The organism is Mesorhizobium sp. (assembly GCF_004962925.1).
In the GTDB taxonomy this organism is placed as follows: domain Bacteria; phylum Pseudomonadota; class Alphaproteobacteria; order Rhizobiales; family Rhizobiaceae; genus Mesorhizobium.
In genome coordinates, this window is the sequence record NZ_SUEO01000103.1 from 1 (window position 1) to 13,274 (window position 13,274).

Annotated in this window: 15 protein-coding genes; 7 read left to right on the plus strand and 8 right to left on the minus strand. The window is 63.2% G+C overall.

What is annotated here, in order from left to right; genetic code table 11:
- Positions 1-52: 52 nt before the first annotated feature.
- On the minus strand, positions 53-721 hold the full coding sequence (locus tag E5W87_RS19935; protein WP_292401159.1) for a ceramidase domain-containing protein: 669 nt from the start codon (positions 719-721) through the stop codon (positions 53-55).
- A 176-nt stretch (positions 722-897) separates the two neighbouring features.
- On the opposite strand from E5W87_RS19935, the gene E5W87_RS19940 reads away from it, so the two are divergent.
- Positions 898-1,701 carry a thioredoxin family protein gene (locus E5W87_RS19940; RefSeq protein ID WP_292401160.1) on the plus strand — a complete coding sequence of 268 codons (804 nt, stop codon included), beginning with the start codon at positions 898-900 and terminating at the stop codon, positions 1,699-1,701.
- A gap of 496 nt (positions 1,702-2,197) precedes the next feature.
- Positions 2,198-2,584 (plus strand): DUF2794 domain-containing protein, encoded by a 387-nt coding sequence (locus E5W87_RS19945; protein ID WP_095484870.1) that lies wholly within the window; start codon positions 2,198-2,200, stop codon positions 2,582-2,584.
- On the opposite strand, the gene E5W87_RS19950 is transcribed toward E5W87_RS19945, so the two are convergent.
- From E5W87_RS19950 to E5W87_RS19965, 4 genes are all read right to left on the minus strand, one after another.
- On the minus strand, positions 2,585-3,157 hold the full coding sequence (locus tag E5W87_RS19950; RefSeq protein ID WP_292401164.1) for a GNAT family N-acetyltransferase: 573 nt from the start codon (positions 3,155-3,157) through the stop codon (positions 2,585-2,587).
- Between the two features lie 165 nt (positions 3,158-3,322).
- A complete protein-coding gene (locus tag E5W87_RS19955; RefSeq protein ID WP_292401167.1) occupies positions 3,323-4,102 on the minus strand; it encodes a Bax inhibitor-1/YccA family protein in 780 nt (259 codons plus the stop codon).
- Between the two features lie 229 nt (positions 4,103-4,331).
- Entirely contained in the window at positions 4,332-6,881 is a 2,550-nt protein-coding gene (locus E5W87_RS19960; protein ID WP_292401170.1) for an ABC transporter permease, read from the minus strand.
- A complete protein-coding gene (locus E5W87_RS19965; RefSeq protein WP_292401173.1) occupies positions 6,881-7,591 on the minus strand; it encodes an ABC transporter ATP-binding protein in 711 nt (236 codons plus the stop codon). The genes E5W87_RS19960 and E5W87_RS19965 overlap by 1 nt, the downstream gene beginning before the upstream one ends.
- An 85-nt stretch (positions 7,592-7,676) precedes the next feature.
- Here E5W87_RS19965 and E5W87_RS19970 point away from each other — a divergent pair, with 85 nt between their 5' ends.
- Together E5W87_RS19970 and thpR are read left to right on the plus strand one after the other, a co-directional pair.
- Positions 7,677-8,321 (plus strand): arylesterase, encoded by a 645-nt coding sequence (locus E5W87_RS19970; protein WP_292401176.1) that lies wholly within the window; start codon positions 7,677-7,679, stop codon positions 8,319-8,321.
- A 138-nt stretch (positions 8,322-8,459) separates the two neighbouring features.
- Entirely contained in the window at positions 8,460-9,056 is a 597-nt protein-coding gene (gene thpR, locus E5W87_RS19975) for an RNA 2',3'-cyclic phosphodiesterase (RefSeq protein ID WP_292401178.1), read from the plus strand.
- On the opposite strand, the gene E5W87_RS19980 is transcribed toward thpR, so the two are convergent.
- Positions 8,960-9,478, minus strand: a complete 519-nt coding sequence (locus E5W87_RS19980; protein WP_292401181.1) for a low molecular weight protein-tyrosine-phosphatase — start codon at positions 9,476-9,478, stop codon at positions 8,960-8,962. The genes thpR and E5W87_RS19980 overlap by 97 nt on opposite strands.
- A gap of 52 nt (positions 9,479-9,530) precedes the next feature.
- Here E5W87_RS19980 and E5W87_RS19985 point away from each other — a divergent pair, with 52 nt between their 5' ends.
- The gene (locus tag E5W87_RS19985; protein ID WP_292401183.1) at positions 9,531-9,824 is read left to right on the plus strand and encodes a 4a-hydroxytetrahydrobiopterin dehydratase; all 294 of its coding nucleotides are present in this window, start codon (positions 9,531-9,533) and stop codon (positions 9,822-9,824) included.
- Between the two features lie 42 nt (positions 9,825-9,866).
- Here E5W87_RS19985 and E5W87_RS19990 read toward each other — a convergent pair whose 3' ends face one another.
- The gene (locus E5W87_RS19990) at positions 9,867-10,073 is read right to left on the minus strand and encodes a DUF1737 domain-containing protein (RefSeq protein WP_292401186.1); all 207 of its coding nucleotides are present in this window, start codon (positions 10,071-10,073) and stop codon (positions 9,867-9,869) included.
- 26 nt (positions 10,074-10,099) lie between these two features.
- Entirely contained in the window at positions 10,100-10,981 is an 882-nt protein-coding gene (locus E5W87_RS19995) for a CoA ester lyase (RefSeq protein ID WP_292401188.1), read from the minus strand.
- Between the two features lie 298 nt (positions 10,982-11,279).
- Between E5W87_RS19995 and E5W87_RS20000 the strand changes: the two genes are divergently transcribed.
- Entirely contained in the window at positions 11,280-12,833 is a 1,554-nt protein-coding gene (locus tag E5W87_RS20000) for a DUF4173 domain-containing protein (RefSeq protein ID WP_292401190.1), read from the plus strand.
- A 3-nt stretch (positions 12,834-12,836) separates the two neighbouring features.
- Positions 12,837-13,274, plus strand: a 438-nt coding sequence (locus E5W87_RS20005) for a response regulator (protein WP_292401192.1), incomplete at its 3' end; no start/stop codon positions are given.

Consider the following 13,274-nt stretch of genomic DNA (forward strand, 5'->3'; position numbering starts at 1 on the left):
TGCCCTACTGCCCTACTGCCCTACTGCCCTACTGCCCTACTGCCCTACTGCCCTATTCCCCTGCCTTGGCCCCGAAGCGCGCCGTCGCCGCCAGCAGCACGCCGAGCATCAGCCCGTTGAGGATGTGCCACAGGAAATGCGTGCCGAGCGGAAAGCTGCCGCAGACCAGCGGATCTATCATCCGGCAGATGACCGACACGACGAAGATCGCCGAGCCCGCCAGATTGTACCAGCCGGCGCGAATGCCGCTTGCCGCCACCCAGGCGCCGAAGACGGCTAGCGCCAGGAAAGGCGGCAGATAGCCGGTCGTGCCGTTCGACGCCTGGCGCAGCCAGTCCGGCACGGCCCAGGTCAACAACCCAGCGACGGCGTAGAAGGCGACGAAGACGGCGATCGCCTTGCCCCATTTCATGCCGAGGAAGCGGCGCAGGTTGAACAGCGTGTAGGCAAGCGTGAACCCGGCGATCGGCAGGACGTCGGCCCAGACCGTGGCATGGTTGGCAAAGGTGTGGAACAGCGCCGAGCCGATGCCGATCGCCACCACCCACCAGGCCAGCGCTTCGGCGAAGATGCCGGTGCCGCGCCGGCGCACCTCCCGGACGCCCCACAGCCCGGCGGCAAGAAAGGCCAGATTGGTCAGCGCGTTGGCCGGCTCGGCCCAGAGTCCCGGCCCGGTCCGCTCGCAGTAGAGGTCAACCGGCATCAGGAGGGTTTGCCACATGCTGATTGTTGCCCGAATCGGCTTCTACCGTGAAGTGTAGCCCTTCCTATTGCGCCCTTGCAGTTGGTTGCAACGGCAAATTTCACCGCAACGTGACTTCCCGTTGACTGTCGCTTCTGCCACATATTTCGGCAATCAGAACAAGGCCGGCATCACCGGCGGGAGTCGAAACGGCCATGACATCTCGAAGACCATTGCGGCTTGCGGCATTTGCGCTGGCCCTCTCGGTGTTTGCCGGCGCTGGGCTTGCCGACGAAGCCGGCAAGCCCCAGACTGACAAATCCTTGGCCGACCAACCGTTGGGCGTGGTCGAGCTCTTCACCAGCCAGGGCTGCAATTCCTGCCTGCCAGCCGATGAATTCTTCGCCGAGCTTGCCGCCAACGAGAACGTCGTCGCGCTCGCCTACCATGTCGACTACTGGGATTATCTCGGTTGGAAGGATACGCTGAGCCGCAAGGAGAACACCGAGCGGCAATATGAGTATATGCGCGCCTTCGGCAGCCGCTCGGTCTATACGCCGCAGGCCGTCATCAACGGCCGCAGTCATGTCAACGGCGCCAATCGCAAGGAAGTCGACGGGGCGCTCGCCCGCATGGAGAAATCAGGCGACGGCATGCGGGTCGCCATCAACGTCAGCCAGACCAGCGACCGCGTCATCATCGACGCCGGCGATGCCGGGACCGGCCCCAGCGATGCGCATGTCGTCATCGTCTATTTCGACCCCCCGCAGACGATCAAGATCGGCAAGGGCGAAAACACCGGCCGCAGCATGACCTACTGGAACGCCGTCTCCGGCATCCAGACCGCCGGCATGTGGCACGGCAAGGCGCAGCGCTACGAATTGCCGATGAGCGTGATTTCCAAAAAAGGCGGCTGCGCCGTGCTGCTGCAATCGGTAGGCAAGGACGGCCTGCCCGGCCCCATTCTGGGCGCCGCCTTGATCCACAAGCCTCTACCGGCCACGCATTCTCGCCCGTAGCATTTTCAGCCAGACATCTTCGTTTGGCGTCCGACAAATGCGTTAAATAATTAAAGAGAGCGCGGTTTTGGTTCCACCAAAGCGCAAAGCGCTCTGGGCGTTCACTTCCCATCCGGGCATAAAAAACCGGCGTCAGCTTGCTTCTGACGCCGGTCATTTTAGGTTTTGGGATCGTCGCACCCGATTTTTCCAAGGGAAAAACCGAGGTTGGTTCGATCCGACGCAGACCCGTGGGCGGGGGGCTTGGGGTTTACGAGCCAGTGCCGGACCGAACCGTCTCAGGCAACACCCGTAAATTCGTCGGACATTGGGGCATTAGCGCGGATAAAAGAAGGCAGGATTGTGACGAAGCATCACCAATTCCAACGGGCGTTTTATAAACGTGACTGGACACTGCGGAAACGGTGCGCCCGCCGCCTTTGCCCGGTCGGGCTTGCAATTCCACGGCGAAAGCGCCAACTTTGGTTGCATAAGATTCATTCGAAGGGATCGAGGCATGACTGATCACGGCAGTGGGACGGAGGATGGGGACGCATCCGCAATACTGATCCCGCTGCATGAGGCAAGACGCGAACGCCTCGACCAGCCGGTGCGGTTCGACCGGCGCGAACTGGACCAGATCCTGAGGCTTTACGGACGCATGGTCGCCGCCAATGAATGGCGCGACTACGCCATCGACCACCTCACCGACCGCGCCGTCTTTTCGGTGTTCCGCCGCACCAGCGAGGTGCCGCTGTTCCAGATCGTCAAGGATCCGAAGCTGGCGCGCCGGCAAGGCGCATTCGCCGTCATTGCCGCCGGCGGCCGCATCCTCAAGCGCGGCCAGGAACTTGGTCGCGTGCTCGGCGTTTTCGACCGCACGCTGAAGCTGGTCGAGGCCTAACTAGTTATTCTGGCTGCGGAATTTCTGTTCCGGCAACGAGTTGATATCGGGCGGAAGTAGAGCCCCGTCATTGATCGGCAGTTGCATGAACACCGTGTCCAGCCAGCGTCCGTGCTTATAGCCGGAGCCTTCCAGGCGGCCCGAATGGCGAAAGCCGAGCTTTTCATGCAGCCGCACCGAGGCGCTGTCCGGTCGCCCGTCGCCGATCACCGCGATGACCTGGCGGAAGCCCGCCGCCTCGGCCGCCTCGATCAGCCCTTGCATCAGCTTGAGCCCGACGCCTTGGCCCTTGGCCTCGGGCGCGACATAGACGGAATCCTCGACGACAAAGCGGTACGCGGGGCGTGGCCGAAAGGCGCCGGCATAGGCATAGCCGAGCACGATGCCGTCTTTTTCCGCCACCAGATAGGGAAAGCCGCCCGCTATCAAACTATCGAATCGCTGGCCCATCTCGGCGCGGCTTGGCGGCTCCAGCTCGTAGCTCGCCGTGCCGTTTGTCACCGCGTCGGCATAGATGTCGGTGATCCGGTCAAGGTCCGCCGACGTAGCGGCCCGTATGGTGATACTGCTCATAATTTATGCAAATCGTTCATCTGCCTGCTATCACAGCAGAGGCCGGAACAAAAGAAAAGGGCGGCCGTTGGGCCGCCCTTACCAAACTCGCTGGTCCAGTCAGACCATGATCCCGAAAGGTGGAAACCGGTTTTCGGAAAAGATCATGGTTCAAACAAAAGCCTGTTAGCGGCGGTCGCCCATGAACTGCAGCAGGAACATGAACAGGTTGATGAAGTCGAGATAGAGCGTCAGCGCGCCCATGATCGCCTTGCGGCCGGCAACGTCGGTCGCATCGCCCTCGAAATACATCTCCTTGATCTTCTGCGTGTCATAGGCGGTGAGGCCCGAAAAGATCAGCACGCCGAGCGCCGAAACGGCGAAGGACAATGCCGACGACTGCAGGAAGATGTTGATCACCATCGCGATGATCAGGCCGAACACGCCCATCACCAGGAACGAGCCGAACGCGGTCAGATCGCGCTTGGTCGTGTAGCCGTAAAGCGACAGCGCACCGAAAGCCGCGGCGGTGGCGAAGAAGGTCTGCGAAATGCTGGCGGTCGTGTAGACCAGGAAGATCGACGACAGCGACAGGCCGACCAGGCCGGCATAGACCCAGAACGTCGTCTGCGCGGCGGAAACGCTCATCGACTGGACGCGGAACGACAGGAACAGCACGGCGGCCAGCGGAGCCAGCATCACCAGCCAGCGCAACGGCGACCCGAAGATCGCGTAGCCGAAGGAGGTCAGCATCTCGCCGCTCGGCAGCGTCGCAACCGCCGAAGCCGGATCGGTGGTGGTGGCCAGCATGATCGTGCCGACCGCGGCAAGGCCGGTGATGAGGAGGCCAAGCCCCATCAGATTGTAGACCTTGATCATGTAGGCGCGCAGGCCCTGGTCGATGGCAGCATCGACGCCGGCGCCGGGCACGGCGCGCGTCTGATAATTGCGAAGGGGTTCAGCCATGGAAATCCTCATATTGCTTCTGCCCCGTCCGGTGTCAGGTCCATTTGAACCCAGGCGCCGCTGGCGGGGCTCCAGCATGCCTGCGGCGAAATATGATGGTTATTGGCGTCAAGAACAAGACCGTAACGGAGCGTAATGCTTCGTGAAGTCCCCGAAATACGGTTTTTCGGCTTTCGAAGCCGCAACATTACGCAGAATTAACCAAAAACAGCCTCGCCAAGCCTTGCGATCAGAGATTGCGGAGCACCGGCGCCGCCTTGTGGCCCAACACCCGCCAAGTGCCGGCGAGGCCAATGCCGACCGTGACCACCAGCGCAAAGACGATGGTTGCCACCGCCACATCGGGCATGAAATGCGATGGCAGCGTCATGACGCGTGCGACAACGAACCACGCGGCAACGCCGCCTGCCGCCAGCGCGAAGATCGCAGTGGCGAGCCCGATCAGCATATACTCCAGCGAAAACGCCGCGATCAGTGTTTTCCTGGTGGCGCCCAGCGTCTTCAGCACCACTGCATCGTGAATGCGGGCGCGATTGCCGGCGGCAAGCGCGCCAGCCAGCACCAGCACCGAGGCGATCAACGCCACGCCGGCCGCGGCCCTGATTGCCGTGCCGAGTTGCGCCACCAGCCGGTTGACGATGTCGAGCGCGTCCTTGACCCTGACTGTCGTCACCGCGGGAAAGGCCCGGGTGACGGCGTTGAGAAGACGGGCATCGTCCGCCCCCGACGCACCCTTTTCGGTCAGCGTCGCCAGCCAGCTATGCGGCGCGCCGGCAAATGTGCTGGGCGAGAACACCATGACGAAGTTGATGCCCATCGTCTCCCACTCGACCTGGCGAAAATTGGCGATCTTCGCCGTCACGTTGCGGCCAAGCACGTTGACGGTGATAGTGTCGCCGAGTTTCAGCCCGATCTCTTTGCCTTCCTCGGCGGAAAACGACACCAGCGGCTCGCCGGCATAGTTGTCCGGCCACCATGTGCCTTCGGTCAGCGTCGCATTCTTCGGCAGTCTGGCCTCGTAGGTCAGTCCGCGATCGCCGCGCAGCACCCAGGCCCCTTCTGCCGGGACCTTGACCTTGTCGACGTCGACGCCGTTCAGCGCCATCACCCGGCCGCGCAGCATAGGCACCTTGACCAGCGTGCCCTGCGGCGCCTCTTTGCCGACCAGCGCGGAGAACGCGTCGACATCGCTGCTCTGGATGTCGACGAAGAAGAAGTTCGGCGCCCGTTCCGGCAGGCTGCCGGAAATCTGCCGCCTGAGATTGCCATCGATCAGCGCCAGCGTCACCAGAAGCGTCAGCCCCAGTCCCAGCGACAGCACCACCGACGGCGTCAAGGCACCCGGCCGGTGGATGTTGCCGATGGCGAGCCTGAGCACCGTCGAGCCAACGCGCGGGCTCTTTTTGGCGGCCCACTGCACCAGCGCGCCGACGACGCGCAGCACCAGGAAGGCAAGAACGGTGGCGCCGACAAAGATCGAGGCGATGCGGCGATCGTCGGAAAACAGAATGGCCAGCGCCGCCAGCAGCAGCGCGATGCCGAGCGCCGCCGCCACGTACAGCGGGTGCGGAAACCCGCGGCCCTCAAAACCCATTTCGCGAAACAGCGCCGTCGCCGGAACGTCGCGCGCACGGCCGAGCGGCAGCAAGGCGAAAGCCAGCGTCACCAGCAGCCCGAACAGTGCCGCCATGCCGAGCGCGCCGGGATAGAACCCGCCTTCCGCCGGTACCGGAATGACCGACTGGAGTGCCGCGCTCGCGGCGAACGGCATCAACGCGCCAAGCACAACGCCAAGCGCGATGCCGAGGGCGGCGATCATCAGGATCTGCACGAGGTAGACGGTAAAGACAAAACCGCCCGATGCGCCCAGGCTCTTGAAGGTGGCGATGACGCCACGCTTGCCGTCGAGATAGGCGCGCACCGCATTGGCCACGCCGACGCCGCCGACCACCAGCGCCGTCAGCCCGACTAGCGTCAGGAACTGCGAGAACCGTTCGATGTTGGAAGACAACGCAGGTGCTGCGTTGCTGCGCGTGCGGATCGTCCAGCCGGCCTCGGGAAAGTCTTCCGCGGCCTGCTCCTGGATCGCCTTGATACCCGCTTCGCTGGTGCCGACGGGCAGGCGGATCTTGTAGGCATTTTCGACAAGGCTGCCCGGCTGGATCAGACCGGAAGCGGCAAGCCCATCCGTCGAGACCATCAGCCGCGGCGCAAAGCCAAAGCCGTCGGATACCGCGTCCGGCTCGCTGACGAGCTTGGCACGCAGTTCGAAGGTGGCAGTGCCGAGCTTCAGCCGGTCACCGATCCCAAGGTTCAGCCGCTCGAACAAAAGCTCGGGTGCGGCGGCGCCGAAAATACCGGATTTTTCGCCGAACAATTCCTGCTTCGACAGCGCCGGCTCGATCTCCAGCGCGCCGTAGAGCGGATAGGCTCCGTCGACCGCCTTGGCCTCGACCAGTGCCTGGTCGGAACCGTCCTCGAGCCGCGCCATCGAGCGCATGTTGGCGCTGTGCGAGACCGTGCCCAGCCCGTCGAGAAAGGCGTGCTCGGCTTGCGTCGCAGCGCGCTGGTTGAGCTGGAAACGAAGATCGCCGCCGAGCAGCGACTGGCCTTCGTTGGCGACACCGGCAGTAATCGCCCGCGCCACCGAATTGACGCCGCCGATCGCCGCGACGCCAAGCGCGATGCAGGCAAGGAAAATCAGGAAGCCGGACAGCCCGCCGCGCATCTCGCGCAGCGAGAAGCGGAAGGCGAGCTTCATCGTGCGCGACAGCGGCATCAGGCCGGCACCTTACCGGGCTTTGGGGCTGGTTCTGGCGCGTCCTCGATCCGACCCGACCGCATCGACACCTGCCGGGAGCAGCGTGCGGCGAGCGCCGGATCATGGGTGACCAGCACCAGCGTCATGCCGCGCTCGGCCGCCTTGGCGAACAGAAGATCGGCGACTTGCCGCCCGGTTGCCTGGTCGAGATTGCCGGTCGGCTCGTCGGCGATCAGGATACGCGGCGACGGCGCCAGCGACCGGGCGATCGCCACACGCTGCTGTTCGCCGCCGGACAATTCGCCAGGATAATGAGTGACGCGATCGCTCAACCCCACCGCTTCCAGCTCCCGCGCCGCCACCCCGAACGGATCCGCATGGCCGGCAAGTTCCAGTGGCACTGCGACATTTTCAAGCGCCGTCATGTTGGGAATGAGGTGGAAGGACTGGAAAACGATGCCAATGTTTCGCCCACGAAACGATGCAATCTGGTCTTCGCTCTTGCCGTTCAGCAATTCGCCGGCAATTCGTACCGTACCCGAATCGACCCTTTCCAAACCAGCCAAAACCATCAGCAGCGTCGACTTACCCGAGCCCGACGGCCCGACGATGCCGGTCGCCTCGCCACTTGCCACATCGAGGCTGACACCTTTCAGCACATGAACGGAAGACGCTCCTTCGCCGAGCGTCAGCGATACGTCTTTCAGCGCGATGACGGCTTCTGTCAAAATAAAATCGTCCTATATGGGAGAGGGAAGGCCAGAATTCGGCCTGCCGCCAACGTAATGTTCTTGGTCATATGGGGCCGGCCGCATGGCTTTCAAACACCCTCTTGCCGCAGTGTTCATCCTTTTCCTCGGAATTTGCGGCGCCATTTCGTCGGCGCGCGCCGAGCCCGTGGAGATTGTCGGCTTCGGCGATAGTCTGATGGCGGGCTTTGGCCTCGGACCGGACGAAGGCTTCACCCAAAAACTCGAGGCAGCACTTCGCGCCAAGGGCCACGATGTGACGATCACCAATGCCGGTGTCTCCGGCGATACGTCGAGTGGCGGCCTGTCGCGGCTCGATTGGTCGGTGCCGGATGGTACGCAGCTCGTCATCCTCGAGCTCGGCGCCAACGACATGCTGCGCGGCGTTTCTCCTGATATCACGCAAAAAAATCTGGACACCATGCTGGCGAAGCTGAAACAGCGCAAGATCGCCGTGCTGCTGGCCGGCATGCGTGCCGCACCCAATCTCGGCGCCGACTACCAGAACGGCTTTGACGCGATCTTTCCGAAACTGGCGGAAAAATACGGCGTCACGCTCTATCCTTTCTTTCTCGACGGCGTCGCCGGCGAGCCCGCATTGCAACTCGAGGACGGCCTGCACCCGAATGCCAAGGGCATCGACCGCATGGTCGAGCGCATACTGCCGGATGTCGAAAAAGCCATTGCCGTGGTTCAGGGCAACTCTTGAAGAACTGGACTTCGAGGAGGCTACGCCTTCCCCAGGGGAAGATTTTAGGCGGGCTTGCGACCAACAAACCACTTGCCCCGCTCGATTATCGATGATTCGCTAGGGACAAGAGTTCGATTCGAGGACAGGAGGCTTGCCATGCCGCGTCTTTTCACCGCCCTCGAAATACCGCGTGACGCCGCCCTTTCGCTGTCCCTGCTCCGGGGCGGCCTGCCCGGGGCCCGCTGGATCGACGTCGAAAACTATCACATGACGCTGCGCTTCATCGGCGATGTCGAGGGCCATGTCGCCGACGACATCGCCAACGCACTCGACCGTGTCCACCGGCCGTCCTTCCCGCTGACGCTGTCCGGCGTCGGCGCCTTTGGCCAGAAAAAACCGCATGCGGTGTGGGCCGGCGTCTCCGCCTCGCCCGATCTTTCGGCCCTGCAAGCCGAGATCGAGCGCATCTGCCAGCGCCTTGGCATCCCTGCCGATCCGCGCAAGTTCATGCCGCATGTGACGCTGGCCCGCTTACGCAATTCGAGCCCGCTCGACGTCGCCCAGTATCTGTCGGCACGCGGCAATTTCTCGACGCTGCCCTTCCGCGTCGGCCGCTTCGTCCTGATGTCGTCGCGCGATTCGGTCGGCGGCGGACCCTACATCGTCGAGGAGGCCTGGCCGCTGTCTGGCGCCGACAGCCGCGCCTCTAGCCGCGTCGCCAGCGCCTCCGACGCTTCGCGGATCATGCGGTAGACCGAGGCAAACGCCTCCGGCCCCTGGTGATAGGGGTCCGGCACGTCGCTCATCCTTTCCTGCGCGAACTCCAGGAACAGATGGACACGGTCGCGCATGGCGGCAGGCACCAGCGCTTTCAGATCCCGGAGATTCGATCGGTCCATGGCGAGAATGAGATCGAAACGCGAAAAATCGTCCGACGTCAGCTTGCGCGCCCTCTGTCTGGAAATATCGATGCCGTGCCGCTCTGCGATCGACACCGAGCGCGGGTCGGGTGCCGAGCCGGCTTCCCAGTCACTGGTTCCGGCCGAATCGAGCAGGATATCCCGATCGAGGCCGCGCTCCGCCAGGACGGCGCGCAACACGCCCTCCGCCAGTGGTGAGCGGCAGATATTGCCGAGACAGACGAAAAGAATGGATTTTATCGGCTTTGCACTCATCGATCCGGCACTATGCTGAAGACTGAAAATCCAGATAGCACGGGAAACGAACATGGCGAGAGAGAAACTAAGCAAGGAGACTGTTGCTGGGTCGCTGGCCGGCCTCGATGGCTGGTCGCTGGCCAACGATGGCGGCGCAATCGCGCGCAGCTTCACCTTCAACAACTTCTCCGAAGCCTTCGCCTTCATGACCCGCGTCGCTCTGGCGGCGGAGAAGATGGATCATCACCCCGACTGGTCGAACATCTACAAGACCGTGAACGTGACGCTCAACACCCATGATGCTGGCGGCCTGACCGCGCTAGATTTCGAACTGGCCAGGAAGATGAACCGCTATTTCGATTAGAGTGTTGGCGATCTGTCGACGCTGCCCCTAGATTCGTCATCCCTACCAGTCGCTGAGCTTGGTGTTGGGCCCGTATTCCTGGCCCTCGATATCCTTCACCACAGCCTGGCCGCAGCGCATGGCCTTGGCCTCCTGGTCGTAGGAATAGGTCGGTGAGCCGAACAGATGCCAGCCCTTGTTCAGCGCCGCGGTCACCTTGTGGCAGAAGCTGGAATCGTCCGGACCGGACAGAAAGCGGTAGAGTTTCATTTTTCATTCCTGTCGTGAGTTGCCAATCATGCCCCGATGGCAGCCGCCTTCGCCAGCAGTTTTTCGGCCTGTGCCAGATGCAGCCGTTCGACCATCTTTCCATTCAGCGCTATCACCTGCCTGCCGGCATTTTCGGCAAGCGCGAAGGCCTCTTTCACCGAGCGCGCCTCGGCCACCGCTTCGGCAGATGGCGCAAAGGCCTGGTTCGCGGCATCGATCTGCGCCGGGTGGATCAGCGACTTGCCGTCAAACCCCATGGCGGCCGCGTCCCTGCATTCGCGCGCAAAAGCGTCCAGGTCGCGAAAATCATTGAAGACACCATCGAGCAGGTCAAGGCCACCGGCGCGCGCGGCGAGCACCATCTGCATCAGCCACGGTGTGAGATAGCGCCGGTGGGGCGTGGCGAGAATGCCGGTCTCCTTGACCAGATCGTTCGTTCCGGCAACGAAACAAATCAGCCGAGAGGCCGGATCGCGGCCAAGCTCGGCAATCGGTCCGATGTTGAGCAGTGCCTTGGGCGTTTCGATCATCGCCCATAGTTTCACCGCATCGGGTGCGAAATTGTCGTCGAGGACGTCGCCGGCTTCCAGGACGTCGCGCGGCGTGTCGACCTTGGGCAGCAGGATGGCGTCGGGCTCGCAGCGTGCCGCGGCCAGCAAATCGTCGGCGCCCCATTCGCTGGAGAGCGCGTTGACGCGCACGATCATCTCGCAGCGCCGGCCGGGACGGCTGGCGAAAATATCCGCCAGTTTTTCGCGCACGGAAACCTTATCGGCCGGGGCGACGGCATCTTCGAGGTCGATGATGACGGCATCGCAGACCAGCGACGGAAGTTTGGCCAGCGCCTTGTCGTTCGAGGCCGGGACGTAAAGCACTGAGCGGCGCGGGCGGTAGGTTTCGGTCGTCATACCAAATCTATGCCGCCTGCGGCCGGTCGAGGCAAGCCGTCTTCACATGCATAAAAACTGCACAAAAGTCCCGAAAATCTCCTCGGGTCCGCCTCGCTGCCCGCATTTCGGCCGGCGAAAAGGGCGGCATGCAAGAGCAAACAAATTCCCGTTGGCCGCTGCCTTACCGGCTCCGTAGCGAAGATTGGTGGCTCGTCGATCCACCCCGGACGCCCCGTTCAGCGACCCTCTTCCCGTTCATCGTGAGATCTCTGCCCAGATATGCCGGCCGCATCAAGGCCGCTGAGAAAGTCCGATCATGACATCGTTGCTTACGGCCGCGCCAAGCTATTGCGCGCGATTCGGCGTCGCCATCCTGCTTGCCGCGCTGGCCGATTTCTTCTTCTACAGCCAGCCCGTCGGCATCACGCTTTTCCTGTTCGGCATTACGCTTGCCGCCGCAGCCGCGGCCATCCAGTCTTCGGCGCTCAGTGTCCGCGGCCTGTGGCTCGGACTCACTGCCTTGCTTATGGCGCTGCTGCCGCTCATTGAAAATGTCAGTGCGCTGTCCGTCGCCATCGGGCTGGCGGCCATGGCCGTCTTCGCGCTTTCGCTGGTCGGGCGGCTGCGGCGCAGCCTTGCCGGCATTGCCGGCCAGGTTGCGCTCTTCCTGCTCGCGGCACCATTCCGGTTCGTCCACGATTTCTTTCGCTGGCGCAAGGCGGCGCGGCGGCTTGGCCGGCGGCGCATCCGCTTTGCGGCGATCGCCGTCTGGGTCATGCCGTTGACGCTGGGAGCGGTGTTTCTCGCGCTGTTCGGCGCCGCCAATCCGGTTGTCGAATACTGGCTGTCGCTGATCGATCTCCTCGCACTGCTCGACCTCATCCAGCTGCCGCGGTTGGTCTTCTGGCTGTTGGTGCTTGCCGGTATTTGGGCCTTTCTGCGCCCGCGCCTGCCGGGCTTTCTCCGCCGCATTGCGCGTGTGGTGTCGTCTGCGCCTGTCGGCCGGGTGACGACGACAAAACCCGTCACGGCAATCGAGGACATCATTTTCGGCAAGGCCGCCATTCTTCGCGCGCTGGTCGTCTTCAACATCCTGTTCGCGATGCAGACCGCGCTCGACGCCACCTATCTGTGGGGCGGCATCGCCCTTCCCGACGGGCTAACCTACGCCGCCTATGCGCATCGCGGCGCCTATCCGCTCGTTGTCACGGCGCTGCTCGCCGCCGGCTTCGTCCTGGCGGCGCTGCGGCCCGGCAGCGCGACCTCCAGCGATCCGCTCATCCGCCGGCTGGTCTATGTCTGGGTGGCGCAGAACATCGTGCTGGTCGTCTCGTCGATCCTGCGGCTCGACCTCTATATCGGCATTTACGCGCTGACCTACTGGCGCATCGCCGCCTTCGTCTGGATGGGGCTGGTGGCGGCGGGCCTTTCCCTGATCATCGCCCGCATCGCACTCGAAAAATCCAACGAATGGCTGCTTTCCGCCAATCTTCTGACGCTTTCGATGACGCTCTATGCCTGCTGCTTCATCAACTACGCGGCGCTGATCGCCAACTACAATGTCGAGCACTCCTTCGAAATGACCGGCCAGGGCACCGAGCTCGATTTCTGGTATCTGCGTTCGCTCGGTCCCAGCGCCTGGCCAGCGCTCGATCGCTTCCTCGAGCATCAGGGCAGGACGAATGCGGCCAGCATTTCCTCCTACCGCGAACTCGTCCGTTTGCTTGGGCAGGACGAGGCCCGCTACCGCGCGGGCCAAGAAAACTGGCGCGCCTGGAGCTTTCGCGATTGGCGGCTTCTTCGCACTCTCGACACACGTATCCCGTTCGTGGTTCCTCAGGGCTCCGAACCCTTCGTGCCGGGCCGCTGATTCATGCCGCATCACATCCTGGTCGCCGACGACGATCCGCACATCCGCGAGATCATCTGCTTTGCGCTCGAAAAGGCGGGGATGAAGACGGTTGCCGTATCCGACGGCGCCGCCGCGTTGCAGGCGATCGACCGCCGACCGCCCGATCTTGTCGTGCTCGACATCGGCATGCCGGAGATGGACGGGCTGGAGGTCTGCCGGCGGCTGAGGCACACATCCGACGTGCCGGTGCTGTTCCTGTCCGCGCGCGATGAAGAGATCGACCGCATCCTGGGGCTGGAAATGGGCGGCGACGACTATGTCACCAAGCCGTTCAGCCCGCGCGAACTGGTCGCCCGCGTCAATGTCATCCTGAGGCGCGCTCGGCAGGCGGCGCCGGAACAGACCGACGACAGGCAATTCTCGCATGGCAGGCTGGCTTTGGTGCCGGCCAGCCACGCC

Bases quoted from the DNA above. Each gene is read 5' to 3' on its own strand.
- E5W87_RS19935 (WP_292401159.1), bottom strand. From the start codon at position 721: ATGTGGCAAACCCTCCTGATGCCGGTTGACCTCTACTGCGAGCGGACC.
- E5W87_RS19940 (WP_292401160.1), top strand. From the start codon at position 898: ATGACATCTCGAAGACCATTGCGGCTTGCGGCATTTGCGCTGGCCCTC.
- E5W87_RS19945 (WP_095484870.1), top strand. From the start codon at position 2,198: ATGACTGATCACGGCAGTGGGACGGAGGATGGGGACGCATCCGCAATA.
- E5W87_RS19950 (WP_292401164.1), bottom strand. From the start codon at position 3,157: ATGAGCAGTATCACCATACGGGCCGCTACGTCGGCGGACCTTGACCGG.
- E5W87_RS19955 (WP_292401167.1), bottom strand. From the start codon at position 4,102: ATGGCTGAACCCCTTCGCAATTATCAGACGCGCGCCGTGCCCGGCGCC.
- E5W87_RS19960 (WP_292401170.1), bottom strand. From the start codon at position 6,881: ATGCCGCTGTCGCGCACGATGAAGCTCGCCTTCCGCTTCTCGCTGCGC.
- E5W87_RS19970 (WP_292401176.1), top strand. From the start codon at position 7,677: ATGGCTTTCAAACACCCTCTTGCCGCAGTGTTCATCCTTTTCCTCGGA.
- thpR (WP_292401178.1), top strand. From the start codon at position 8,460: ATGCCGCGTCTTTTCACCGCCCTCGAAATACCGCGTGACGCCGCCCTT.
- E5W87_RS19980 (WP_292401181.1), bottom strand. From the start codon at position 9,478: ATGAGTGCAAAGCCGATAAAATCCATTCTTTTCGTCTGTCTCGGCAAT.
- E5W87_RS19985 (WP_292401183.1), top strand. From the start codon at position 9,531: ATGGCGAGAGAGAAACTAAGCAAGGAGACTGTTGCTGGGTCGCTGGCC.
- E5W87_RS19990 (WP_292401186.1), bottom strand. From the start codon at position 10,073: ATGAAACTCTACCGCTTTCTGTCCGGTCCGGACGATTCCAGCTTCTGC.
- E5W87_RS19995 (WP_292401188.1), bottom strand. From the start codon at position 10,981: ATGACGACCGAAACCTACCGCCCGCGCCGCTCAGTGCTTTACGTCCCG.
- E5W87_RS20000 (WP_292401190.1), top strand. From the start codon at position 11,280: ATGACATCGTTGCTTACGGCCGCGCCAAGCTATTGCGCGCGATTCGGC.